The sequence below is a fragment of the Mesorhizobium sp. WSM2240 genome (genome assembly GCF_040438645.1).
Lineage (GTDB): Bacteria > Pseudomonadota > Alphaproteobacteria > Rhizobiales > Rhizobiaceae > Allomesorhizobium.
The window spans coordinates 3,052,945-3,073,740 of the sequence record NZ_CP159253.1 but is presented as its reverse complement, the minus strand read 5'-3'; the positions used below and the strand labels follow the sequence as shown (position 1 = coordinate 3,073,740).

General features: G+C 62.4%; 21 protein-coding genes. 15 read left to right on the top strand and 6 right to left on the bottom strand.

What is annotated here, in order from left to right:
- Nucleotides 1-27: 27 nt before the first annotated feature.
- The 6 genes from ABVK50_RS15070 to ABVK50_RS15045 all read left to right on the top strand — a co-directional run bounded on the left by ABVK50_RS15070 (nucleotide 28) and on the right by ABVK50_RS15045 (nucleotide 5,531).
- The gene (locus ABVK50_RS15070) at nucleotides 28-1,599 is read left to right on the top strand and encodes an ABC transporter ATP-binding protein (RefSeq protein WP_353640797.1); all 1,572 of its coding nucleotides are present in this window, start codon (nucleotides 28-30) and stop codon (nucleotides 1,597-1,599) included.
- Nucleotides 1,599-2,699: an ABC transporter permease gene (locus ABVK50_RS15065; protein WP_353640798.1), complete on the top strand. Its 1,101-nt coding sequence runs from the start codon at nucleotides 1,599-1,601 to the stop codon at nucleotides 2,697-2,699. Before ABVK50_RS15070 ends, ABVK50_RS15065 begins: the two co-directional genes overlap by 1 nt.
- Nucleotides 2,692-3,606 carry an ABC transporter permease gene (locus tag ABVK50_RS15060; RefSeq protein ID WP_353640799.1) on the top strand — a complete coding sequence of 305 codons (915 nt, stop codon included), beginning with the start codon at nucleotides 2,692-2,694 and terminating at the stop codon, nucleotides 3,604-3,606. Before ABVK50_RS15065 ends, ABVK50_RS15060 begins: the two co-directional genes overlap by 8 nt.
- Before the next feature lie 151 nt (nucleotides 3,607-3,757).
- Entirely contained in the window at nucleotides 3,758-4,777 is a 1,020-nt protein-coding gene (locus ABVK50_RS15055; RefSeq protein WP_353645924.1) for a BMP family ABC transporter substrate-binding protein, read from the top strand.
- A gap of 104 nt (nucleotides 4,778-4,881) precedes the next feature.
- Entirely contained in the window at nucleotides 4,882-5,118 is a 237-nt protein-coding gene (locus ABVK50_RS15050; RefSeq protein ID WP_353640800.1) for a DUF6364 family protein, read from the top strand.
- 2 nt (nucleotides 5,119-5,120) lie between these two features.
- Nucleotides 5,121-5,531, top strand: a complete 411-nt coding sequence (locus ABVK50_RS15045; protein ID WP_353640801.1) for a PIN domain-containing protein — start codon at nucleotides 5,121-5,123, stop codon at nucleotides 5,529-5,531.
- A 14-nt stretch (nucleotides 5,532-5,545) separates the two neighbouring features.
- Here ABVK50_RS15045 and rimO read toward each other — a convergent pair whose 3' ends face one another.
- Together rimO and ABVK50_RS15035 are read right to left on the bottom strand one after the other, a co-directional pair.
- Complete coding sequence (gene rimO, locus ABVK50_RS15040) at nucleotides 5,546-6,865, bottom strand: 30S ribosomal protein S12 methylthiotransferase RimO (protein WP_353640802.1); 1,320 nt, start codon at nucleotides 6,863-6,865, stop codon at nucleotides 5,546-5,548.
- Between the two features lie 149 nt (nucleotides 6,866-7,014).
- Nucleotides 7,015-7,710 carry a TerC family protein gene (locus ABVK50_RS15035; RefSeq protein ID WP_353640803.1) on the bottom strand — a complete coding sequence of 232 codons (696 nt, stop codon included), beginning with the start codon at nucleotides 7,708-7,710 and terminating at the stop codon, nucleotides 7,015-7,017.
- A 95-nt stretch (nucleotides 7,711-7,805) separates the two neighbouring features.
- Here ABVK50_RS15035 and ABVK50_RS15030 point away from each other — a divergent pair, with 95 nt between their 5' ends.
- A complete protein-coding gene (locus ABVK50_RS15030; RefSeq protein WP_353640804.1) occupies nucleotides 7,806-8,132 on the top strand; it encodes a hypothetical protein in 327 nt (108 codons plus the stop codon).
- Between the two features lie 21 nt (nucleotides 8,133-8,153).
- On the opposite strand, the gene ABVK50_RS15025 is transcribed toward ABVK50_RS15030, so the two are convergent.
- Both ABVK50_RS15025 and ABVK50_RS15020 read right to left on the bottom strand, forming a co-directional pair.
- Nucleotides 8,154-8,618 carry a MucR family transcriptional regulator gene (locus tag ABVK50_RS15025; RefSeq protein WP_353640805.1) on the bottom strand — a complete coding sequence of 155 codons (465 nt, stop codon included), beginning with the start codon at nucleotides 8,616-8,618 and terminating at the stop codon, nucleotides 8,154-8,156.
- 174 nt (nucleotides 8,619-8,792) lie between these two features.
- Nucleotides 8,793-9,833 (bottom strand): LacI family transcriptional regulator, encoded by a 1,041-nt coding sequence (locus ABVK50_RS15020; RefSeq protein WP_353640806.1) that lies wholly within the window; start codon nucleotides 9,831-9,833, stop codon nucleotides 8,793-8,795.
- Between the two features lie 255 nt (nucleotides 9,834-10,088).
- On the opposite strand from ABVK50_RS15020, the gene ABVK50_RS15015 reads away from it, so the two are divergent.
- From ABVK50_RS15015 to ugpC, 4 genes are all read left to right on the top strand, one after another.
- A complete protein-coding gene (locus tag ABVK50_RS15015) occupies nucleotides 10,089-11,330 on the top strand; it encodes an ABC transporter substrate-binding protein (protein WP_353645925.1) in 1,242 nt (413 codons plus the stop codon).
- Between the two features lie 95 nt (nucleotides 11,331-11,425).
- Complete coding sequence (locus ABVK50_RS15010) at nucleotides 11,426-12,307, top strand: sugar ABC transporter permease (protein WP_353640807.1); 882 nt, start codon at nucleotides 11,426-11,428, stop codon at nucleotides 12,305-12,307.
- Entirely contained in the window at nucleotides 12,304-13,185 is an 882-nt protein-coding gene (locus ABVK50_RS15005) for a carbohydrate ABC transporter permease (RefSeq protein ID WP_353640808.1), read from the top strand. The genes ABVK50_RS15010 and ABVK50_RS15005 overlap by 4 nt, the downstream gene beginning before the upstream one ends.
- A 7-nt stretch (nucleotides 13,186-13,192) precedes the next feature.
- Nucleotides 13,193-14,308, top strand: a complete 1,116-nt coding sequence (gene ugpC, locus ABVK50_RS15000; protein WP_353640809.1) for a sn-glycerol-3-phosphate ABC transporter ATP-binding protein UgpC — start codon at nucleotides 13,193-13,195, stop codon at nucleotides 14,306-14,308.
- Between the two features lie 24 nt (nucleotides 14,309-14,332).
- Here ugpC and ABVK50_RS14995 read toward each other — a convergent pair whose 3' ends face one another.
- On the bottom strand, nucleotides 14,333-15,271 hold the full coding sequence (locus tag ABVK50_RS14995; protein WP_353640810.1) for a phytanoyl-CoA dioxygenase family protein: 939 nt from the start codon (nucleotides 15,269-15,271) through the stop codon (nucleotides 14,333-14,335).
- 127 nt (nucleotides 15,272-15,398) lie between these two features.
- Here ABVK50_RS14995 and ABVK50_RS14990 point away from each other — a divergent pair, with 127 nt between their 5' ends.
- Nucleotides 15,399-16,268, top strand: coding sequence for an AraC family transcriptional regulator (locus ABVK50_RS14990; protein ID WP_353640811.1), 870 nt, complete (start codon nucleotides 15,399-15,401; stop codon nucleotides 16,266-16,268).
- An 80-nt stretch (nucleotides 16,269-16,348) separates the two neighbouring features.
- Nucleotides 16,349-16,828: a MaoC family dehydratase gene (locus tag ABVK50_RS14985; protein WP_353640812.1), complete on the top strand. Its 480-nt coding sequence runs from the start codon at nucleotides 16,349-16,351 to the stop codon at nucleotides 16,826-16,828.
- Nucleotides 16,829-16,856: 28 nt separating this feature from the next.
- Here ABVK50_RS14985 and maiA read toward each other — a convergent pair whose 3' ends face one another.
- Entirely contained in the window at nucleotides 16,857-17,507 is a 651-nt protein-coding gene (maiA, locus tag ABVK50_RS14980; RefSeq protein ID WP_353640813.1) for a maleylacetoacetate isomerase, read from the bottom strand.
- A gap of 232 nt (nucleotides 17,508-17,739) precedes the next feature.
- Between maiA and ABVK50_RS14975 the strand changes: the two genes are divergently transcribed.
- Together ABVK50_RS14975 and ABVK50_RS14970 are read left to right on the top strand one after the other, a co-directional pair.
- Nucleotides 17,740-18,228, top strand: a complete 489-nt coding sequence (locus tag ABVK50_RS14975) for a (2Fe-2S)-binding protein (RefSeq protein WP_353640814.1) — start codon at nucleotides 17,740-17,742, stop codon at nucleotides 18,226-18,228.
- Nucleotides 18,229-18,368: 140 nt separating this feature from the next.
- Nucleotides 18,369-20,723: a xanthine dehydrogenase family protein molybdopterin-binding subunit gene (locus ABVK50_RS14970; protein WP_353640815.1), complete on the top strand. Its 2,355-nt coding sequence runs from the start codon at nucleotides 18,369-18,371 to the stop codon at nucleotides 20,721-20,723.
- Nucleotides 20,724-20,796: the final 73 nt, after the last annotated feature.

Here is a 20,796-nt window from a genome sequence, read left to right as displayed (position 1 = left end):
GGAACATAATCAAAACTGGGGAGCGTTGTGACGGCAACCCTTGAGACTGAAGGCGGCAACCTGCTGGAGGTGCGCGGCCTGACGAAAATCTTCGGCACGCTCAAGGCGTGCGACAATGTCGATCTCACGGTCGGCCGCGGCGAGATCCACGCGCTGCTTGGTGAAAACGGCGCCGGCAAATCAACCCTGGTCAAGATGCTGTTCGGTTCGCTGGAACCGAACGCCGGCGAAATCCGCTGGAACGGCCAGCCGGAGCGCATTTCCAGCCCCGGCGCGGCGCGCAAGCTTGGCATCGGGATGGTGTTCCAGCACTTTTCGCTGTTCGACGCGCTGACCGCGGCCGAAAACATCGCCCTGTCGCTCGACGACGATACGCCGATCGCCACCATCGCGGCCAAGGCCAAGGCGCTCTCCTACAGCTACGGCCTACCGCTCGATCCCTATTCGCTGGTCGGCGACCTGTCGGTTGGCGAGCGCCAGCGCATCGAGATCATCCGCTGCCTTTTGCAGACGCCGCAGCTCATTATCCTCGACGAACCCACCTCCGTGCTGACGCCGCAGGAGGCGGACAAGCTGTTCGAGACGCTGGAGCGGCTGCGCTCCGAAGGCAAGTCGATCCTTTACATCTCCCACCGGCTGGAAGAGGTCAAACGCATGTGCGACCGCGCCACCGTGCTGCGACATGGCAAGGTCGTCGGCCATTGCGATCCGCGCAAGGAGACCGCCTCTTCGCTGGCACGCATGATGGTCGGCAACGAGGTGCAGGCCGTTATTCGCGATCCCGTCCAGGGAATGGACAAGGCTGCCGCGCTGCTCGAGGTGCGCAATCTTTCGCGCACCCCTGCCACGCCCTTCTCGATCCCGCTTCGCAATATCAATCTCAACGCTCGCGCCGGCGAGGTGATCGGCATCGCCGGCGTTGCCGGCAACGGCCAGGGAGAATTCTTCGAAGCGGTTTCAGGCGAGGTCCAGCAGCACGACGCGGCCAGCGTCCGTATTCGCGGCAAGAACGCCGGCCGGCTGACGATATCGGGCCGCAGGCTGCTCGGCGCTGCCTTCGTGCCGGAAGAGCGGCTCGGCCACGGTGCGGCACCGCGCATGCGGTTGTCGGAAAACCTGCTCTTGTCGCGCCATGCCACCGACCGCAAAGCCTTTCTAGGCGCCGCCGGCACGGTACAGACTGGCGCCATTGCCTCGGCCGCCCAGCGCATCATCGAGACCATGGACGTGCGCAAGAGCGGGCCTGATCCGGAAGCCGCGGCACTTTCGGGCGGCAATCTGCAGAAATTCATTATCGGTCGCGAGCTCGATCGCCGCCCAGCAGTAATGGTCGTCAACCAGCCCACCTGGGGCGTCGATGCGGGCGCGGCGGCGCGCATCCGTCAGGCGTTGATCGAACTGGCCCGCAGCGGCTCGGCGGTGGTCGTCATCAGCCAGGATCTCGACGAGTTGTTCGAGATCTCCGATTCCATCGCGGTCATGCACAATGGCGAATTGTCGACGCCGCTGCCGATCGCGGAAGCGACCTTCGAAAAGATCGGTCTTTTGATGGGCGGCGCCGAACCCGGTCATGTCGAACCTGTGGCGGAGCCGGCCTGATGCGCATCGAACTCGTCAAACGTCCGCAGCATTCGGCGCTGTTTTCCGCGCTGTCGCCCTTCATCGCGCTCGGCCTCACGCTGATTGCCGGCGCGATCATGTTTTCGCTGCTCGGCAAGAACCCCGCCGAGGCGCTGTATTATTACTTCGTAGACCCGTTGCGCGAGGTCTGGTCGCTGCATGAGCTGGCGGTCAAGGCCGCGCCGCTTATCCTCATCGCTGTCGGCCTCTCGGTCTGCTTCCTGTCCAACAACTGGAATATCGGAGCGGAGGGCCAGTTCACAATCGGTGCTATCGTCGGTTCGATCCTGCCGGTCATGTATCCCGGCCTGCAGTCGTGGATCGTGCTGCCGCTGATGCTTCTCATGGGTATGCTGGGCGGCGCGGCCTATGCCTCCGTGCCTGCCTATCTGAAGGCGCGTTTCAACACGAACGAGATCCTGACCAGCCTGATGCTGGTCTATGTCGCCCAGCTTTTCCTCGACTGGCTGGTGCGCGGACCCTGGCGCAACCCGGAGGGCATGAATTTTCCGGAAACGCGCAACTTCCACGAATTCGCTATCCTGCCGGAAATCCTGCCTGCCTCCGGCCGTGCGCATTGGGGCTTCGCCTTTGCGCTGATTGCTGCGGTCGCGGCCTGGTTCATGCTGTCTCGAACGCTGCGCGGCTTCGAAGTGAAGGTGCTCGGCCAGAGCCCGCGGGCAGGGCGCTTCGCCGGCTTCTCGGCTTCGAAGATGGTGTTCTTCGCCTTCATCGTCTCCGGCGCGCTCGCCGGTCTGGCCGGAATCTCGGAAGTGTCGGGCGCGATCGGTCAGCTCAGGCCGACCATTTCGCCGGGCTACGGCTTTGCGGCGATCATCGTGGCCTTTCTCGGCCGTCTCAATCCGCTGGGCATCGTCGCGGCGGGGCTGATCCTGGCGCTCTCCTATCTCGGGGGCGAGGCCGCGCAGATATCGATCGGCGTCTCCGACAAGGTGGTGCGCGCCTTCCAGGGAATGATCCTGTTCTTTGTGCTCGCCTGTGACACGCTGATCCACTACCGCATCCGCTTCGTCGGTGCGCCTGCCGTGAAGACGGCGGAGGTTTCCCAGAATGTTTGAATCCATTCTCATAACCATCGCGACGGCCGCCACACCGCTGCTCATCGCATCCCTTGGCGAACTGGTGGTGGAGCGTTCCGGCGTACTCAACCTCGGCGTCGAAGGCATGATGATCATGGGCGCCGTCACCGGCTTCGGCGTGACGCTCGCCACCGGCTCGCCCTGGCTCGGCATTCTCGCCGCCATCGCGGTCGGCGCGCTGTTTTCGCTGCTGTTCGGTTTCCTGACGCTGACGCTGGTGACCAACCAGGTGGCAACGGGCTTGGCGTTGACGCTGCTCGGCCTCGGCCTTTCCGGCATGCTCGGCGAAGGCTTCGTCGGCCAGCCTGGCATCAAGCTCGGCAACCTTTACATCCCGGTCCTGTCGGATTTGCCGGTGATCGGGAGACTGATCTTCGGCCAGGATCCGGTATTCTACCTGTCGATCCTGCTGACCGTCGGCGTCGCCTGGTTCCTGTTCCGCACCCGCGCCGGCCTGACGCTGCGCTCGGTCGGAGACAATCACGGCTCCGCGCATGCGCTCGGCATCAACGTCATCGGCATACGTTATCTGGCTGTAATGTTCGGTGGGGCCTGCGCCGGCCTGGCTGGCGCCTATCTGTCGCTGGTCTATACGCCGCAGTGGATCGAGAACATGACCGCCGGGCGCGGCTGGATCGCGCTTGCGCTGGTGGTGTTCGCATCGTGGCGGCCGTGGCGCGTGCTTGCCGGCGCCTATCTCTTTGGCGCGGTTTCGATCGGCCAGCTTCACGCGCAGGCGCTGGGGATAGGCGTGCCTTCGCAGCTACTTTCTTCGCTTCCCTATCTGGCGACCATTGTCGTGCTTGTTCTAATCTCACGCAACAAGCGGCTGACAATGGTGAACACACCGGCTTCTCTGGGGCGGCCGTTTGTGCCAGATCGCTAAGGCAAGATCCGGAAATGGGAACGGTTTTCGGATCAGGCTTCAAAACAACAATGGGATAGTGTCCCCGGCAACAACTGAAAGAGGACGAACGAGAATGAAAAACAAAATCCTGTCATTGGCCGCCGCAGCCGCCGTGCTGTCGCTCGGCACGATGGCCGCGGAAGCAGCCACCAAGGCCTGCTACATCTATGTCGGGCCGATCGGCGACTTCGGCTGGTCCTATCAGCACCACAAGGGCGCGCTCGAGATGCAGGAGAATCTCGGCGGCGAGGAAAACGTCGAACTGGCCTATCTGGAAAGCGTGCCGGAAGGCGCCGACGCCGAACGCGCCATCGAACGTTTCGCCCGTTCGGGCTGCAATATCATCTTCACCACCTCGTTCGGTTACATGGACCCGACCAACAAGGTGGCTGGCAAGTTCCCGGACGTTAAGTTCGAGCATGCGACCGGCTACAAGCGCGAGCATCCGAACGTCGCGACCTACAACTCGAAATTCCATGAAGGCCGCTACGTGCAAGGCGTGATCGCGGCGAAGATGTCGAAGGCCGGCGTCGCCGGATACATCGCCTCCTTCCCAATCCCGGAAGTGGTGATGGGCATCAACGCCTTCGTGCTCGGCGCGCAGTCGGTCAATCCCGATTTCAAGGTCAAGGTGGTTTGGGCCAATACCTGGTTCGACCCGGGCAAAGAAGCCGACGCCGCAAAGGCGCTGATCGATCAGGGCGTCGACATCATTACCCAGCACACCGATTCGACGGCGCCCATGCAGGTGGCGACCGAGCGCGGCATCAAGGCGTTCGGCCAGGCTTCCGACATGATCAAGTTCGGTCCTGAGACGCAGCTCACCTCGATCGTCGACGACTGGGGTCCCTATTACACGGAACGCGTCAAGGCGGTCATAGACGGAACCTGGAAGCAGCACGATGTCTGGGGCGGCATGAAAGAAGGCCATGTCGTGATGGCGCCCTACACCAACATGCCTGACGACGTGAAGAAGCTCGCCGAAGAGACCGAAGCCAAGATCAAGTCCGGCGAATTCAACCCTTTCACGGGTCCGATCAAAAAACAGGACGGCTCGGAATGGCTGAAGGAGGGCGAGGTCGCCGAGGACGGCGTGCTGCTCGGCATGAACTTCTACGTCCAGGGCGTGGACGACCAGCTGCCGAAGTGATTGCAGCTTCTGTTCGACCGATAAAAAGGGGCGCCGATGGCGCCCTTTTTATTGGGCCGGGGCGTAGGACTTGGCGGGCCCTTCAAACTGTGATACTGTGAAGCATGAAAAATATCACAGTTTCCATCGACGATGAAACCTACCGGCGCGCGCGGATCAAGGCAGCGGAGAATGACACATCCGTCTCCGCAATGGTTCGCGACTACCTCGCGCAGTTGGCGAACACCGAAACGGAGTTTGAGAGGCTCAAACGCAAGGAAGCGGGATTGAGATTGAAAGTCAGAGGGTTTAGCGCTTCCGATCGCCTGTCGCGCGACGAAGTTCACGAACGAAACCGCTGATCGTGCCGGTTTTTCTCGACACCAATATTCTGCTTTACTCCGTGAGCTCTGACCTGGGCGAATCCACGAAACGAGAGAAGGCGCTGTTGTTGCTCGATCGCAACGACTGCGCATTGTCGGTCCAAGTGCTGCAGGAGTTCTACGTGCAGGCAACGCGGCCGTCCCGCCCGGGCGCCTTATCTCACGCGTTGGCGGAGGACTTCATAACCACCTGGACACGCTTCCCCATTCAGGACAATACGCTCGCACTCTTTCAGGACGCGCTCCAGATCAAGACCCTTTCGGGCTTCTCGTTCTGGGATTGCTCGGTCATTGCTGCCGCCCGCGCACAAAACTGCCAAGAACTCATGACGGAAGATCTTGCCCACGATCGTGAGATTGCGGGCGTGCGGATCGTCAATCCGTTCCTCTAGTACCCCGCGGGCGGTTAAACCGCCGATCCGTAGAGATCATAGGCATCCGTCCGCTCAACCTTGACGGTCACGATATCGCCGGCGCGAAGCGGCCGGCGCGACTGGATGTGGACCGAGCCGTCGATTTCCGGCGCGTCGTACTTTGTGCGGCCCTTGGCCGATAGCCCATGCGCCTCGTCGATGATGACGGGCAGGCGCTTGCCGACCTTCTTCTGCAGCCGGGCGGCCGAGATTTTCTGCTGGCGCTGCATGAAGCGATGCCAGCGGGCTTCCTTCACCTCCTGAGGCACCTGTGCGAGACCGAGATCGTTCGAGCGCGCGCCCTTCACAGGCTCGTATTTGAAGCAGCCGGCGCGGTCGATCTTGGCCTCGTCCAGCCAGTCGAGCAGCATCTCGAAATCCTCGTCAGTCTCGCCGGGAAAGCCGACGATGAAGGTCGAGCGGATCGCGAGATCGGGACATGTCTCGCGCCAGCCGCGAATGCGCTCCAGCGTCTTTTCGCCATGCGCCGGGCGGCGCATGTTCTTCAGAACCTGCGGCGAAGCGTGCTGGAAGGGTATGTCGAGATAGGGGAGTATCTTGCCCTCGGCCATCAGCGGAATGACTTCCGCGACATGCGGGTAGGGATAGACATAGTGCATGCGCACCCAGACGCCGAGTTCACCCAACTCCCTGGACAGATCGAGGAATTTGGCGCGCACCTCGCGCTCCTGGAACAGGCTGGTCTGGTATTTGATGTCGATACCGTAGGCGCTGGTGTCCTGAGAGATGACCAGGATCTCCTTGACGCCGGCCTTGGCCAGTCTTTCGGCTTCACGCAGCACGTCGCCGGCCGGTCGCGAGACGAGGTCGCCGCGAAGCGCCGGGATAATGCAGAAGGTGCAGCGGTTGTTGCAGCCTTCAGATATCTTCAGATAGGCATAGTGGCGCGGCGTCAGTTTCACGCCCTGCGGCGGCAGAAGATCGATGAAAGGCTCATGCGTCGGGGGCGCGGCTTCGTGAACGGCGGCCATCACGCTCTCATAGGCCTGCGGTCCGGTGATGGCGAGCACATTGGGATGCTTTTCGCGGATCACTTCCGGCTCTGCCCCGAGGCATCCGGTGACGATGACCTTGCCGTTTTCCGACATGGCCGATCCGATTGCTGCGAGTGACTCGTCGCGCGCTGAATCGAGGAAACCGCAGGTGTTGACGACGACGAGGTCAGCGCCGTCGTGCTTGCGCGCGATCTCGTATCCCTCGGCGCGCAGCCTTGTAATGATGCGCTCGGAATCCACGAGCGCCTTCGGGCATCCGAGGCTGACGAAACTGACGCGTGGAGCGGATGCGGACATATCGGGACTTTCAACGGCGAAAGCCGGAACCATGAAAGGGTCCGGCCTGCCTGAATGTGTTGATTTAATGTGCGAGCGCCCGGCGGGCGCTCGATTTGCGGCGCAATAACACAGTTCCGGCCGCAGGAAAACCGCGACGCGGCGTCCGGTCAGTGGCCCATCTGCCCCGGCGCGCCGAACCACGCGTTCAGGAAAGAGAGATGCTCTGGCCATTGGCCATAGGCGCCCTTCAGTGTCATCTCGATGGCGACGTAAAGAATGACCGCGAGGCCGACATAGGCGATCCAGCGGTGCTTGTGCAGTAGCCTTGCGATGAAGGTGGCCGCAAAGCCCATCAGCGCGATCGAGAGCGCGAGCCCGATGATGAGCACGGTCGGGTGGTCCATCGCCGCGCCGGCAACCGCCAGCACGTTGTCGAGCGACATGGATACGTCAGCAATGACGATCTGCCAAGCAGCCTGCGCGAAGGTCTTGCGCGGGGCGCCTCCTGCTACTGCTCCGCTCCTATCGTAGTCGATGTCCGACAGCGCTTCGGTCGCCTCTTCCTCTTCCTTGTACGTGGTCCTGAGCTCGCGCCACATCTTCCAGCAGACGTAGAGCAGCAAGATGCCGCCGCCGATGAGCAGGATCGGCCCGATTTGGAGGAGCTGCTGCGTGATCAACGCGAAAAAAATACGCAAAACAGTGGCCGCGAGAATGCCGACGACAATGGCCTTCCTGCGTTGTTCGGCCGGCAGTCCGGCCGCCGCAAGTCCGATGACGATGGCGTTGTCGCCGGCGAGAACGAGATCGATCGCGATGACCTGAAGGAGCGCCGCGAAGCCGGCGGCAGTGAAGATTTCCATGGGGGCAGGGCCTTCCTGTCCGATGCTGCAATTGGTGAGGGGCCCTAACGCGTGACGCCGCGCGGCGTCAAGTCACTCCCGACAGCCGTGCGAATATGTCCAGCACCTCAAGGCGGCGTTATTCGACATTGCCCGACCAGCATGGCATCATCGGGTTTAACGAGGGCAAGCCCGTGACGGCGGAATATCTGAACCACCAGCTCGAATGCCCCTACTGCCTGACAATCCGGCTCAGGATACCGGCCAATGCGCGCCCGGAGTCCGAGATCCGGTGCGACGATTGCGGCGAGTATCTCGGGACCTGGGACGAGTTGCAGTCGGATTTCGAAAGGCAGGGCGGGCAGAACGGCGTATTCCGCCTGGACCAGGGCCGGATCAGGCGGGTCGAGGAAGTTCCGAAGGGTTTTGGCCCGGACGAATAGCGAACTATCCGGCCGGGTCGCTCAGGACGCCTTTTTCGGACGTCCGCGCTTCGCACCGGTGGCCGGCTTGGCCTTCGGAGCTGCCTTCGCACCGGGCTTGCGGCCGAGGCCCATTGTCTTTGCCAAGGCCGAGCGGGTGGCGGCGTAGTTCGGCGCGACCATCGGATAATCGCTCGGCAGGTTCCATTTCGCCCGGTATTCGTCCGGCGTCATGCCGTAATGGGCGCTGAGATGGCGCTTCAGCGACTTGAACTTACGTCCGTCCTCGAGCGAGATGATATAGTCCGGCGTCACCGATTTCTTTATCGGCACGGCTGGCGTCAAGGGCGCCGGCTCAGGTTCTGGCGAACCCGCAAGTTTCTGCAGTGAAGCATGCACGCTCGCCACGAGATCCGGCAGGCCGGCGACGGGAACGCTGTTCTTCGAAACATAGGCCGATACGATCGAGGCCGTCAGCTCGAGGGCTGAAATATCGTTTTCTTGCAAGGTCGCTACTCCGATTGGCGCGTAAGGCGCCGGTATGGAAATCAGTTGCCAAGTATTCAATCAGCTAAAATTACCAAATTTCTCCGGATGCAAGCAAAATCGTTAAAAATCCCGCAAAAACTTCAATTCAGGCTGGGGGCGGGCCGATTCTGTCCTTACAAGGCAACCGGCAGGTCAGTCTTCGACGAACTGCAATTTCGGCTGGTGTACAACCTGCAGTTCGCGCGCAGGACGATTGGCAATTCGCGCAAGCAAAAGCCGCCCCATTTGCAATCCGGCTTCTGCGACATCCTCATAGATCGTGTCGACCTGAGGCCTGATCAGGTTGAACAGGCCAGAAGTCTGCTTGGCGACGATTCCTACGTCACTGCCGGGCGTCAGGCCGCGATCGCTCAGCGCCGCCATAACCGCAAGCGCCGAGACCTCGCCGCAGCAGACATAGCCGTCCGGCGGGTCCGGTTCACCCGCGCGGCGAGCGACATGGGCATGGATTTCCGCCGCCGGGCTGTCGAGATCGATCCCGTCCGCCACCTCGAATTCCATCCCCTTCTCGCGCACGGCTGTCATGAAGCCGTACTGGATGTGCTGGAAGAAGGTAAAGCGGCGCGGCGGCAACACGATTGCCAGCCGCCTCCGCCCCTTTTCTATCAGACGCCGCGTCGCCTCGTAGGCGAAGGCGAAATTGTCGAAATCCACGTAAGGATGCGGTGCGGCAAGCTCGGTGCGGCCGTGGCAGATGAACGGGAAGCCGTTCTCAATGAGCAGCTTCACACGTTCGTCGAACGGTTCGGTGCGCGAGAACACGATGCCGTCGGCCATACGGTTGCGCATGATGTGGCGAACCGGGTCGATGCTCGGCACATTGGCGAAATGCGGGGTGATGACGAGGTGGTAGGGCGTATTGCGCAGCGCCGCGGTCAGGCCGCTGACCAGCGAAGTGCCGAAGCCGAGGATCTCGTCGTGCGGATCGAGAACCAGCGTGATCACATTGGTTCGTCCGGTACGCAGGCGCTGTGCCGCGCGATCGGGGAAATAGCCTATATCGGCCGCCACGCGCTGCACTTTTTCGCGCGTTTCCAGCGCGATCTGTGGCGCACCGCCGAGGGCGCGCGAGACGGTGGTGACCGCAAGCCCTGTGAGCTCGGCGATCGTACGCAGCGTCGGCTTTCCCACGGCCTCGTCGCCGTTTTTGCCGAGCCTTTCGCCGCTGTCCATGCTGTCTACTGTCCCGCAGCAGAGGCGGACCAGTGCGGCCGCCCGATTTGCATCGTTATAAATCGGAAAGATAAGCTTGCCTAGACAGCGGGCAGCCGCCTTCCGGAAAGACATATTCGAGCGATTTCATTGCACTAGAGGCAATTTTCGAATTTGTGCCGCCAGCGCCTTGACAGTCCGGTCGATTACATCGTTATAAATTTTGACCGGCGCTGCTTAGCAGCCGGACAAAGGGAGGTTTCAATGTCAATTCGAATGCTCACGAAACTCGCCGCGGGCGCGGCGCTGATCGCGTTGACCGCCGGCGCCGCCAAGGCGGCCGACAATGTCGAGGTCCTGCACTGGTGGACCTCGGGCGGCGAAGCCGCCGCGCTCGAGGTCCTGAAGAAGGATCTCGAATCCAAGGGCGTCGCCTGGTCCGACATGCCGGTCGCCGGCGGCGGCGGCGAGGCCGCCATGACCGCGCTGCGCGCCCGCGTCACCGCCGGCAATCCGCCGACCGCCGTGCAGGCGCTGGGCTTCGACATCACCGACTGGGCCAATCAGGGCGTCGTGGGCGATCTGAGCGAGGTCGCCGCCGCCGAAGGCTGGGACGAAGTCATCCCGACCGCGCTGCAGAACTTCTCCAAGCATGACGGCAAGTGGATCGCAGCGCCCGTCAATGTGCACTCCACCAATTGGGTCTGGATTTCGAAGAAGGCCCTCGACGCGGCAGGCGGCAAGGAGCCGCAGAACTGGGACGAACTCATCGCGCTCCTCGACAAGTTCAAGGAAAACGGCATCACGCCGGTCGCGCATGGCGGCCAGCCCTGGCAGGATGCGACCATCTTCGACGCCGTCGTGCTGTCGCTCGGCAATGACTTCTACAAGGCTTCGATGATCGACCTCGATCCCGCCGCGCTCGGCGGCGACAAGATGAAGGAAGCCTTCGGCCGCATGGAGAAGCTGCGGTCCTATGTCGACGACAACTTCTCCGGCCGCGACTGGAATCTCGCTTCCGCGATGGTCATCGAAGGCAAGGCCGGGCTGCAGTTCATGGGCGACTGGGCCAAGGGCGAATTCCTCAAGGCCAATCAGAAGCCGGGCACGGACTTCGTCTGCATCCGCTTCCCCGGCACGCAAGGGGCGGTCACCTTCAACTCCGACCAGTTCATGATGTTCAAGGTCGGCGAGGACAGCAAAAAGGCGCAGCTCGCAATGGCTTCGGCCATCGAGGACCCTGTCTTCCAGTCTGCCTTCAACGTAGTCAAAGGTTCGGTTCCGGCACGCACCGACGTGCCCAACACCGATTTCGACGATTGCGGCAAGAAAGGCATGGCTGACCTCGCGGAAGCCAATGCCAACGGTTCGCTGTTCGGTTCGATGGCGCATGGCCACTCGGCCCCGGCCGCAGTGAAAAACGCCATGTATGACGTCATCACCCGTCACTTCAACGGCGACCTCTCGACTGACGAGGCGCCGGCTGAACTCGCAGCCGCGGTCGCGGCGGCTCAGTAAAGTCTCCACCAGGCGGGGCGCGTGGAAGCGCGCTCCGTCTTCCATTCTCCCAAAATGCCCCTGCGCCCGCCGCAGCGCTGGCGGACCGGTGAGCCATGCTGATACGCAATCGATTGCAGGATGCCGTGCCGCGGCTGGTGCTCGCGCCGAGCTTCGCCGCCATCCTGCTCTTCGTCTACGGCTTCATCCTCTACACCGGCTTTCTGTCGCTGACCGATTCCAAGATGCTGCCGTCCTACGGTTTCGTCGGCCTCGAGAATTACAGGAAACTGTGGGCGCTGCCGCATTGGTGGCGGGCGCTGACCAATCTCGGCATATTCGGCTCGCTCTACATAATCATCTGCTCGGTGCTCGGCCTGTTCCTGGCGATCCTGCTCGACCAGAAGATCCGTGCCGAAGGTTTCCTTCGGCCGATCTATCTCTATCCGATGGCGCTCTCCTTCATCGTCACCGGCACGGCCTGGAAATGGTTCCTGGATCCCGGCATCGGCCTTCAGAACACCATGCATCTCTGGGGTTGGGAAAGTTTTGCCTTCACCTGGATCAAGGATCGCAACCTGGCGATCTACTGCGTCGTCATCGCCGCGGTCTGGCAATCGTCGGGTTTCGTCATGGCAATGTTCCTCGCCGGCCTGCGCGGGGTCGACAACGAGATCATCAAGGCGGCGCAGATCGACGGCGCATCGACCGTCACCATCTACCGCCGCATCATCATTCCGCTGATGCGGCCGGTCTTCCTGTCGGCCTTTGTTGTGCTTGCCCACCTCGCCATCAAATCCTACGACCTCGTCGTGGCGCTGACCGGCGGCGGGCCGGGGCAGGCGACCGAATTGCCTGCCACCTTCATGTATTCCTACACCTTCACCCGCAATTCCATGGGCATCGGCGCCTCGTCGGCGATCATCATGCTTGTCATGATCTTCTCGATCATCATCCCCTACCTCTATTCCGAATTGAGGGGAGGGCCGCGCGCATGAGTGCTCCTTCGCCGGACAATGCCGCCAACATCGACAGGCTGGCGCGCGGGCTGATCTACATCGCGCTGATCCTCTTCGCGATCTACTACCTGCTGCCGCTCTACGTGATGGTGGTGAATTCGGTGAAGCCGCTCGACGAGATACGGAACGGCAACATGCTGGCGCTGCCGAGTGGGCTGACCTTCGAACCGTGGTTCACCGCCTGGTCGACCGCGCAGATCGGCGTGCAGGCGACCGGCCTCAAACCCTATTTCATGAACTCGATACTGATGGTCGTTCCCGCCGTCGCGATCTCGACGCTTCTCGGTGCGCTGAACGGCTTCGTGCTGACCAAATGGCGTTTCCGCGGCGACAATCTGGTCTTCGGCCTGATGCTGCTCGCCTGCTTCATCCCGTTCCAGATCGCGCTAATTCCGGCTGCCCGAATTCTTGGTTTGCTCGGCATCGCCGGCACGACACAGGGGTTGGTGCTCATCCACGTCGTCTACGGTCTTGGCTTCACCACCCTTTTCTTCCGCAATTATTACGCGGCTTTCCCGACTGAACTTGTCAAGGCTGCGCAGATCGACGGAGCCAGCTTCTTCCAGATCTTCCGGCGCATCCTTCTGCCTTCGTCGGGGCCGATCATCGTCGTCACCGTGATCTGGCAATTCACCAACATCTGGAACGACTTCCTGTTCGGAGCATCCTTCGGCGATTTCGACTCGCAACCGATGACCGTGGCGCTGAACAACCTTGTCTCCTCGTCGACCGGTGTGAAGGAATACAATGTTCATTTTGCCGGTGCGATCCTGGCGGCACTGCCGACGCTGGTCGTCTATGTGGTGTCCGGGCGGTATTTCGTGCGCGGCCTCATGGCCGGCGCAGTGAAGGGTTAGACGGACAATGGCATTCCTGGAAATCCGCAATCTCGAAAAGACCTTCGGCAATGTGAAGGTGCTGAAGGGTATCGACCTCGACGTCGAGGAGGGCGGCTTTCTGGTGCTGGTCGGGCCGTCCGGCTGCGGGAAGTCGACGCTGCTCAATTCGATCGCCGGTCTTGAAACCATCACCGGAGGCTCGATCAGCATTGGCGGGCGCGTGGTCGATCGGCTGCACCCGTCCCAGCGCGATATCGCCATGGTGTTCCAGTCCTACGCGCTCTATCCCAACATGACTGTGGCGCAGAACATCGCCTTCGGCATGGAGATACGCGGCGTCCCAAAACCCGAGCGCGACAAGGCGATAGGCCAGGTGGCCGACATGCTGCAGATCGGCCATTTGCTCGATCGCCGGCCGAGCCAGCTTTCCGGCGGCCAGCGCCAGCGCGTCGCGATCGGCCGGGCGCTGGTGCGCGACCCGCAGGTTTTTCTATTCGACGAGCCGCTGTCTAACCTCGACGCCAAACTGCGCGTCGATATGCGCACCGAGATCAAGCGCCTGCACCAGCGCATGGGAACCACCATCGTGTATGTCACCCATGATCAGATCGAGGCGATGACCCTAGCGACCAAGATCGCGGTGCTGAAGGACGGGCTGTTGCAGCAGTCCGGTACTCCGGCCGAGATCTACAACAATCCGGCCAACCTGTTTGTCGCCGATTTCATGGGCTCACCGGCCATGAACCTGGTTCCGGTAACAATCGGAAGCAACGGACCCGCCGTCTCGATCTCGACAGCGCGCAATGGCAGCGAGCCGCTGGTGCTCGCCATTCCCAATCCGCCGGCCGGGCTTGCCGCGCATGCCGGGCGCGAGGCGATCTTCGGCATCCGGCCGGAAGCGTTGACCGACCGCGACGGAGCCGACCGCAACGCGAAGCATTTGGCCGAGGGTGAATGCCTGATCGAGGTGGTCGAGCCGGCCGGTTCCGACACTTTCGCCGTCACCCGCCTGGGTGACAGGCAGGTCACGGCGCGGCTTCGCGCCGACGCCAATGTCGCGGCCGGCGAGACGGCGCGGCTGGTCTTCAACCTCGACAAGGCCGTGTTCTTCGATCCCGAAAGCGGCCAGCGCATCGTCTGAGCCCGGCGGTCGAAAGCAGGCGGCTCAGCGCCAGCTCTTCAGCCCAAGCAGCTTTTCGCCGAGCTCGGTGAGCGCCGCCGTCTTGGCGTTCTTCTTTTCCCAATCGCGCGGATCGCCGGGGAAGGCGTCGCGTTTCGGGCTTTCCAGTTCGCGCCACATCTTGATGCGTGTCGCGCGCTCGATGACGTCGTCCTCGTCGGCCGGCTGCATCGAGATGTATTGAGCCATCCGCACCCGATCCTTCGAGCGGTTCGGCCGCACGCCGTGCGCCAGCAACGAGTTGAAGATCAGCAGGTCGCCGGCATTCATCTCGATATTGGTGATGGTCAGCCCGGTGATGTCAGGGTGCATCGGGTCGCGGTCCGCCGGCTGCGTCTTCACCCACTCGTCGAAGCCGTAGAACAGCTCGGGAATGCACTGGAAGCCGCCAATGTCGCCGTCCTGCCTGACCAGCGACAAGACACCTTGGACCCCGATCGGCAGCGGATCGAGCGAAGTGTCGGCGTCCCAGTGGATGAAGCCGTTGACATTGCCCGGCGTGCGCTTGGGCGGATTGAGGTTGGCGCGGTCGATCGTCACCCACAGGTCTTCGCGATCCCAGATGTCGACGAACGCATCATAAATGCGCCGGACCTGCCGGTTGTCCCAGAGATACTGGTGATTGTAGATCTCCAGCATGCCGGTGCCGTTCAGTTCCTTCATGATGTGGTCGCGGCGCTGCGGCGCGTACCAGGTCTCGGGGTCGTTGGGATCCTTCTCGTCAAATTCCCAGAGCAGATCCACGAGCCGCCGGACATTCTCCTGCGGCACCGCATCGCGCACAATCACATAGCCCCTCGAAATCCAGTGCTGCCAGTCTTCCTCGCTCAGCACCCTGAGCGGCAGCTTCTTCTGGATGTCCTTGAGCTGCGTGGTGACCTGGCGCGTGGAAGGATGCGCATCTCTCTGAACCTGCGGCTGCATGTCTCTCTCCCATGGTTCCGCCTCCAATGGCGATGATGGCGAATGGTACCGCGCCGCAGCCGCCAATGTTGTATTGTCGGCGCACATTCCGATACTATTCTGGCGTCTTTGACTGCTGTTGGGCGCAATGAAGCCTTTTCTTGAAAAAGTCAGACCGGAGCCCGGCGCATCATGGGCGATGCTCAACCGGCGGCTCGATGCCGAAATTCCATTTCAGTGGCACCACCATCCGGAGTTCGAACTGACGCTGACGCTGAATTCTCGTGGCCAGCGCTTCATCGGCGACCACACCGCCTCGTTCGACGACGGCGATCTGGTGCTGGTCGGGCCCAATCTGCCGCACACATGGAGTTCCAGCGACAAGATCGACCCGGACCGGCCGCATGTTGCGCTGGTCATGTGGTTCAGCGCGCAATGGGCGGCAGCGCTCGGAGACGCGTTCGTCGAATTCGGCCATGTCGTGGCCATGCTGGAGCGTGGGGCCGCGGGCCTAAGCTTTTCGCCGGGATGCGCGCAGCGCGTTCGCCCGGCGATCGAGGACCTGTTCACCCGCCCGCCCGACGAAAGGCTGCTGCGCCTGATCGAGGTCCTGAGCGTGCTCGCCAGGGACGAGGCCAGCGAGACGCTGGCGAGCCGCATGGTGGTGGCGCGTCCGGCCGACGGCGACCGCGCCCGCATCGATCGCGTGCTCGATCACATCCATCTCAACTACGCCACCGGCCTGTCGGTCGACGATCTGGCCGACATCGCCGCGCTCAGCCCGTCGGGCCTGCACAGGCTGTTCAGGCGACACATGCGGCTCTCCATCTCCGATTATCTGATCCGCATGAAGATCGGCGAGGCTTGCGCCATGCTGACCGCGACCGCAAAGCCGATCGCCCATATAGCGGAGGCCGTCGGCTATAATTCGCTGGCCAATTTCAATCGCCAGTTCAAGGCGCTGAAGGGTCTGACGCCGCGCCATTACCGGCAGCGGTTCCAGCCGCCGCGACGCTGACCAACCGCTTGGAAAACGCGCGCGGCTTTTCAAGCGGCTGACTGCGAGGCTAGATTGCAGCGGATGCGGAGACATACACCATGGCGACAATGACCTTTGCCACGCTCGACGACTTTGTCGGCAAGGAACTGGGGGTGTCCGAGTGGGTCACTGTCGACCAGACGATGATCGACAAATTCGCCGACTGCACCGGCGACCATCAATGGATCCATGTCGATGCCGAGCGCGCCAGAAGGGAGAGCCCGTTCCGGACGACCATCGCGCATGGCTACCTGACGCTGTCGCTGGTTGCAGCACTCGCGCAAGATCTTGGTGTCGTGCCGGAAAACACCCAGGCTGCCTTCAACTACGGTCTCGACAAGGTGCGGTTCATCACTGCTGTAAGATCCGGCGCGCGGGTGAGGCTGCGCACCACGATGATGTCGATCGAGAACAAGGGGCCGGGGCAGTATCTGATGAAGGCCAGCAACACGGTCGAGATCGAAGGCGAGGAGCGGCTCGCGCTGATCGCCGAAACACTGGTGATGCTCTACGAGCGCCGCAAAAAGGCGGCAACCTGACTTGGCAACCTGACTTGGCGGCGCGTGCTTATTCCGCGTCCGGCTGATTGGCGGGTGCGGCCTTGATGAAGGCCGGCAGCGACGAGCATTCCGCGTTGATCCGCGAGATCGCCGGGTACGGCGTCATGTCCAGGTTGAAGCGGGCATTGTTGGCGACCTGCGCGACCAGGCAGATGTCGGCCAGGCCCGGCGTATCGCCATGACAGAACTTCCCGGTCTCCAGACTTTCCGCCAGAATCTTTTCAAGCGGATGGAAGGTTTCGTTGACCCAATGCCGGAACCAGTTCGCGACGTCCTCGTCGCCGGCGCCGTAAAGCATGCGTAGCGCCGTCAGAATGCGCAGATTGTTCACCGGATGGATGTCGCAGGCAATCATTTGCGCCAGCATGCGCACCCGCGCGCGTCCTAAAGCGTCAGTTGGCAGCAGCGGCGGTTGCGGCTGGATTTCATCGAGAAACTCCATGATCGCCAGCGATTGCGTGAGCAGCGCGCCGTCGTTCCAGATCAGTGCCGGCACCAGGCCTTGCGGGTTGACCGCCAGATAGGCAGGCTCGAGATGCTCGCCCAGGCGCAGGTGATGCGACACGTAGCGATATTTTATCCCCTTCATCTCCAGAGCGATCCGCACCCTGTAGGAGGTCGAGGAGCGGTAGTAATTGTGCAGGATGATCTCGCTCATTTGTGTGCCTCGTCGGTGATGACGCCGATCCCGTCCAGCGCAGGGGAGCGGACCGGCCGTGTTTCTGCCCAAAAACTTGGCACGAACCAACGCGCCGCGCCACCGCCACGGTCCTGCCCGTGCGGCTGGCCCGGTCGGATAAAAGAAGAAGCATCTTCCCCCGCTTCGATAGCCGTGTATGATTTCGGTCCGGGCCGCGTATCCTGGCGGCCGAACGTGCCGAGGAGGGAACATGTCGGAAGTATCGATGGTGGTGAACGGCCGGCAGGTCGGCGGAGTGGTCGAGGACCGCACGCTGCTGGTGCATTATCTTCGCGAACATGTCGGCCTGACAGGGACCCATGTCGGCTGCGACACTTCGCAATGCGGCGCATGCGTCGTCCATGTCGACGGCAAGGCGGTCAAATCCTGCACGATGCTCGCCGCTCAGGCGTCGGGCTCGACGGTCGTCACCATCGAGGGGCTTGCCAACGGCGCTGAACTGCATCCAGTGCAGGCGGCGTTCAAGGAACATCACGGCCTGCAATGCGGATTCTGCACGCCGGGCATGATCATGGCCGCCACCGACATGATCGCGCGCCATCCCGACGGCCTCGACGAGGCGACCGTGCGGGCGGAACTGGAAGGCAATATCTGCCGCTGCACCGGATATCACAACATCGTCAAGGCGATACTGGCGGCATCGGAAGCGATGTCGAGCGGCAAGGCGAAGGCGGCATGAGAAGGAATAGGCAGTAGGCAGTAGGGAATAGGGAGTAGAAAATTTTCTCGCATTTCTCCCAGATCGTGATCTGAATTTGTCTTTCCTACTGCCTACTGCCTACTGCCTATTCGCTTATTCAGTTCTGGAGGAGAACTCAGATGGGAATTGAAGGCATCGGCGCACGCGTGGCGCGCAAGGAAGACAAAAGGTTCATCACCGGCGCCGGGCGCTATGTCGACGATTTCGTCCTGCCGGGAATGAGGCATGCGGCCTTCGTGCGCAGCCCGCACGCACATGCCGATATCGCCAGCATCGACGTCGTGGCGGCGAAGGCGATGCCCGGCGTCGTCGGCGTGCTCACCGGGCGCGAACTCAAGGCCGACGGCATCGGCAATCTGATCTGCGGCTGGATGATCCATTCGAAGGACGGCACGCCGATGAAGATGGGCGCGTGGTCGCCGCTGGCGGTCGACCGGGTGCGCTATGTCGGCGATGCGGTGGCGATCGTGGTCGCAGATACCAAGGGCCAGGCGCGCGACGCGGCCGAGGTCGTCGAGGTCACCTACAATGAACGGCCGGCTGTAACAGATGTAAGCAAGGCGCTGGAACCCGGCGCGCCGCAGCTCCACCCGGAAGCCGAAAACAATCTGATCTTCGACTGGGATCTCGGCAATGCCGACGAAACCGCCGCCGCCTTCGCCAAAGCGGCGCACATCGTCAAGCTCGACATCACCAACAACAGGCTGGTTCCGAACGCGATGGAGCCGCGCGCAGCGCTTGGCCATTACGACAAGGGCGAGGACCACTACACCTGCTGGACGACAAGCCAGAACCCGCATCTTGCGCGGCTGGTGATGAGCGCATTCTACAATGTCGCGCCCGAAAACAAGTTGCGGCTCATCGCGCCCGATGTCGGCGGCGGCTTCGGCTCGAAAATCTACATCTATCCGGAAGAGATCGTCTGCCTGTGGGCCTCGAAGAAGACCGGCGTCCCGGTCAAATGGGTCGGCGACCGCACGGAAAGCTTCTTGACCGACGCGCATGGCCGCGACCATGCCACGCATGCCGAAATGGCGTTCGACGAGAACCACAGGATCCTCGGCCTCAAGGTCGAGACCCAGGCCAATCTCGGCGCCTATATGTCGTTGTTTTCCTCCTGCGTGCCGACCTACCTCTACGCCACGCTGCTGTCGGGCCAGTACGACATCCCGGCCATCCACGCCAATGTGAAGGCGATCTACACCAACACCGCGCCGGTCGACGCTTATCGTGGTGCTGGCCGTCCGGAAGCGACTTTCGTGATTGAACGGCTGATGGAGGTGGCGGCGAGGCAACTCGGCATGTCGCCGGCGGAGCTGCGCCGCAGGAATTTCGTCACCTCGTTCCCGCACCAGACGCCGGTGATCATGTGCTACGACGCCGGCGACTATGCGGCTTCGCTCGACGCGGCGATGAAGGCCGCCGACTATGCCAGCTTCGAGAAGCGGCGCGAGCAGGCGAGGGCGGCCGGCAAGCTGCGCGGCATCGGCATGAGCTGTTACATCGAGGCCTGCGGGCTTGCGCCGTCGGCGGCGGTCGGCTCGCTCGGCGCCGGCGTAGGGCTATGGGAATCGGCCGAAGTGCGCGTCAATATGGCCGGCACCATCGAGGTTCTGACCGGCTCGCACAGCCATGGCCAGGGCCACGAAACCACATTCGCGCAGCTCGTCTCCGAACGCTTCGGCGTGCCGCTCGATTCGGTCTCGATCGTCCATGGCGACACCGACAAGGTGCAGATGGGCATGGGCACCTACGGCTCGCGCTCGGGCGCGGTCGGCATGAGCGCGGTCGTCAAGGCGCTCGACAAGGTCGAGGCCAAGGCGAAGAAGATCGCGGCGCATCTGCTCGAGGCCGACGAAAGCGACATCGTCATCGAGGAGGGGGCCTGCAAGGTCGCCGGCACAGACAAGTCGGTGCCTTGGTTCCAACTGGCGCTCGCCGCCTACACCGCCCACAATCTGCCGGGCGGCATTGAGCCGGGGCTGAAGGAAACCGCCTTTTACGATCCGTCCAACTTCACCTTCCCGGCTGGATGCTACGTTTGCGAGGTCGAGATCGACCCGGATACGGGCGTGACGAAAATCGTCCAGTTCGTGGCCGCCGACGATTTCGGCAACATCATCAATCCGATGATCGTCGAGGGCCAGGTGCATGGCGGCATCGCGCAGGGCGTCGGCCAGGCGCTGCTCGAAGGCGCGCATTACGATCCCGACAGCGGCCAGCTTCTGACGGCGAGCTACATGGATTACACCATGCCGCGCGCCGACGATCTGCCGTCCTTCCAGGTCTCGACCTCGAACACCCCGTGCCCGGGCAATCCGCTCGGCATCAAGGGCTGCGGCGAGGCGGGCGCGATCGGCTCGCCGCCCGCGGTCATCAACGCCATCACCGACGCCATCGGCACCGACGAACTGACCATGCCGGCGACGCCGCAGAAGGTCTGGGCGGCGATCCGGCAAGCGACGAGACATTGAGGCAGTAGGGAGTAGGCAGTAGGCAGTAGGGGAAAGTGGAGCGCGGCAACACGGGATTTGACCCTGCCTATTG

Coding starts and splice junctions, on each gene's coding strand:
- ABVK50_RS15065 (WP_353640798.1), top strand. CDS start 1,599: ATGCGCATCGAACTCGTCAAACGTCCGCAGCATTCGGCGCTGTTTTCC.
- ABVK50_RS15060 (WP_353640799.1), top strand. CDS start 2,692: ATGTTTGAATCCATTCTCATAACCATCGCGACGGCCGCCACACCGCTG.
- ABVK50_RS15055 (WP_353645924.1), top strand. CDS start 3,758: ATGGCCGCGGAAGCAGCCACCAAGGCCTGCTACATCTATGTCGGGCCG.
- ABVK50_RS15050 (WP_353640800.1), top strand. CDS start 4,882: ATGAAAAATATCACAGTTTCCATCGACGATGAAACCTACCGGCGCGCG.
- rimO (WP_353640802.1), bottom strand. CDS start 6,865: ATGTCCGCATCCGCTCCACGCGTCAGTTTCGTCAGCCTCGGATGCCCG.
- ABVK50_RS15035 (WP_353640803.1), bottom strand. CDS start 7,710: ATGGAAATCTTCACTGCCGCCGGCTTCGCGGCGCTCCTTCAGGTCATC.
- ABVK50_RS15030 (WP_353640804.1), top strand. CDS start 7,806: ATGTCCAGCACCTCAAGGCGGCGTTATTCGACATTGCCCGACCAGCAT.
- ABVK50_RS15020 (WP_353640806.1), bottom strand. CDS start 9,833: ATGGACAGCGGCGAAAGGCTCGGCAAAAACGGCGACGAGGCCGTGGGA.
- ABVK50_RS15015 (WP_353645925.1), top strand. CDS start 10,089: ATGCTCACGAAACTCGCCGCGGGCGCGGCGCTGATCGCGTTGACCGCC.
- ABVK50_RS15010 (WP_353640807.1), top strand. CDS start 11,426: ATGCTGATACGCAATCGATTGCAGGATGCCGTGCCGCGGCTGGTGCTC.
- ABVK50_RS15005 (WP_353640808.1), top strand. CDS start 12,304: ATGAGTGCTCCTTCGCCGGACAATGCCGCCAACATCGACAGGCTGGCG.
- ugpC (WP_353640809.1), top strand. CDS start 13,193: ATGGCATTCCTGGAAATCCGCAATCTCGAAAAGACCTTCGGCAATGTG.
- ABVK50_RS14995 (WP_353640810.1), bottom strand. CDS start 15,271: ATGCAGCCGCAGGTTCAGAGAGATGCGCATCCTTCCACGCGCCAGGTC.
- ABVK50_RS14990 (WP_353640811.1), top strand. CDS start 15,399: ATGAAGCCTTTTCTTGAAAAAGTCAGACCGGAGCCCGGCGCATCATGG.
- ABVK50_RS14985 (WP_353640812.1), top strand. CDS start 16,349: ATGGCGACAATGACCTTTGCCACGCTCGACGACTTTGTCGGCAAGGAA.
- maiA (WP_353640813.1), bottom strand. CDS start 17,507: ATGAGCGAGATCATCCTGCACAATTACTACCGCTCCTCGACCTCCTAC.
- ABVK50_RS14975 (WP_353640814.1), top strand. CDS start 17,740: ATGTCGGAAGTATCGATGGTGGTGAACGGCCGGCAGGTCGGCGGAGTG.
- ABVK50_RS14970 (WP_353640815.1), top strand. CDS start 18,369: ATGGGAATTGAAGGCATCGGCGCACGCGTGGCGCGCAAGGAAGACAAA.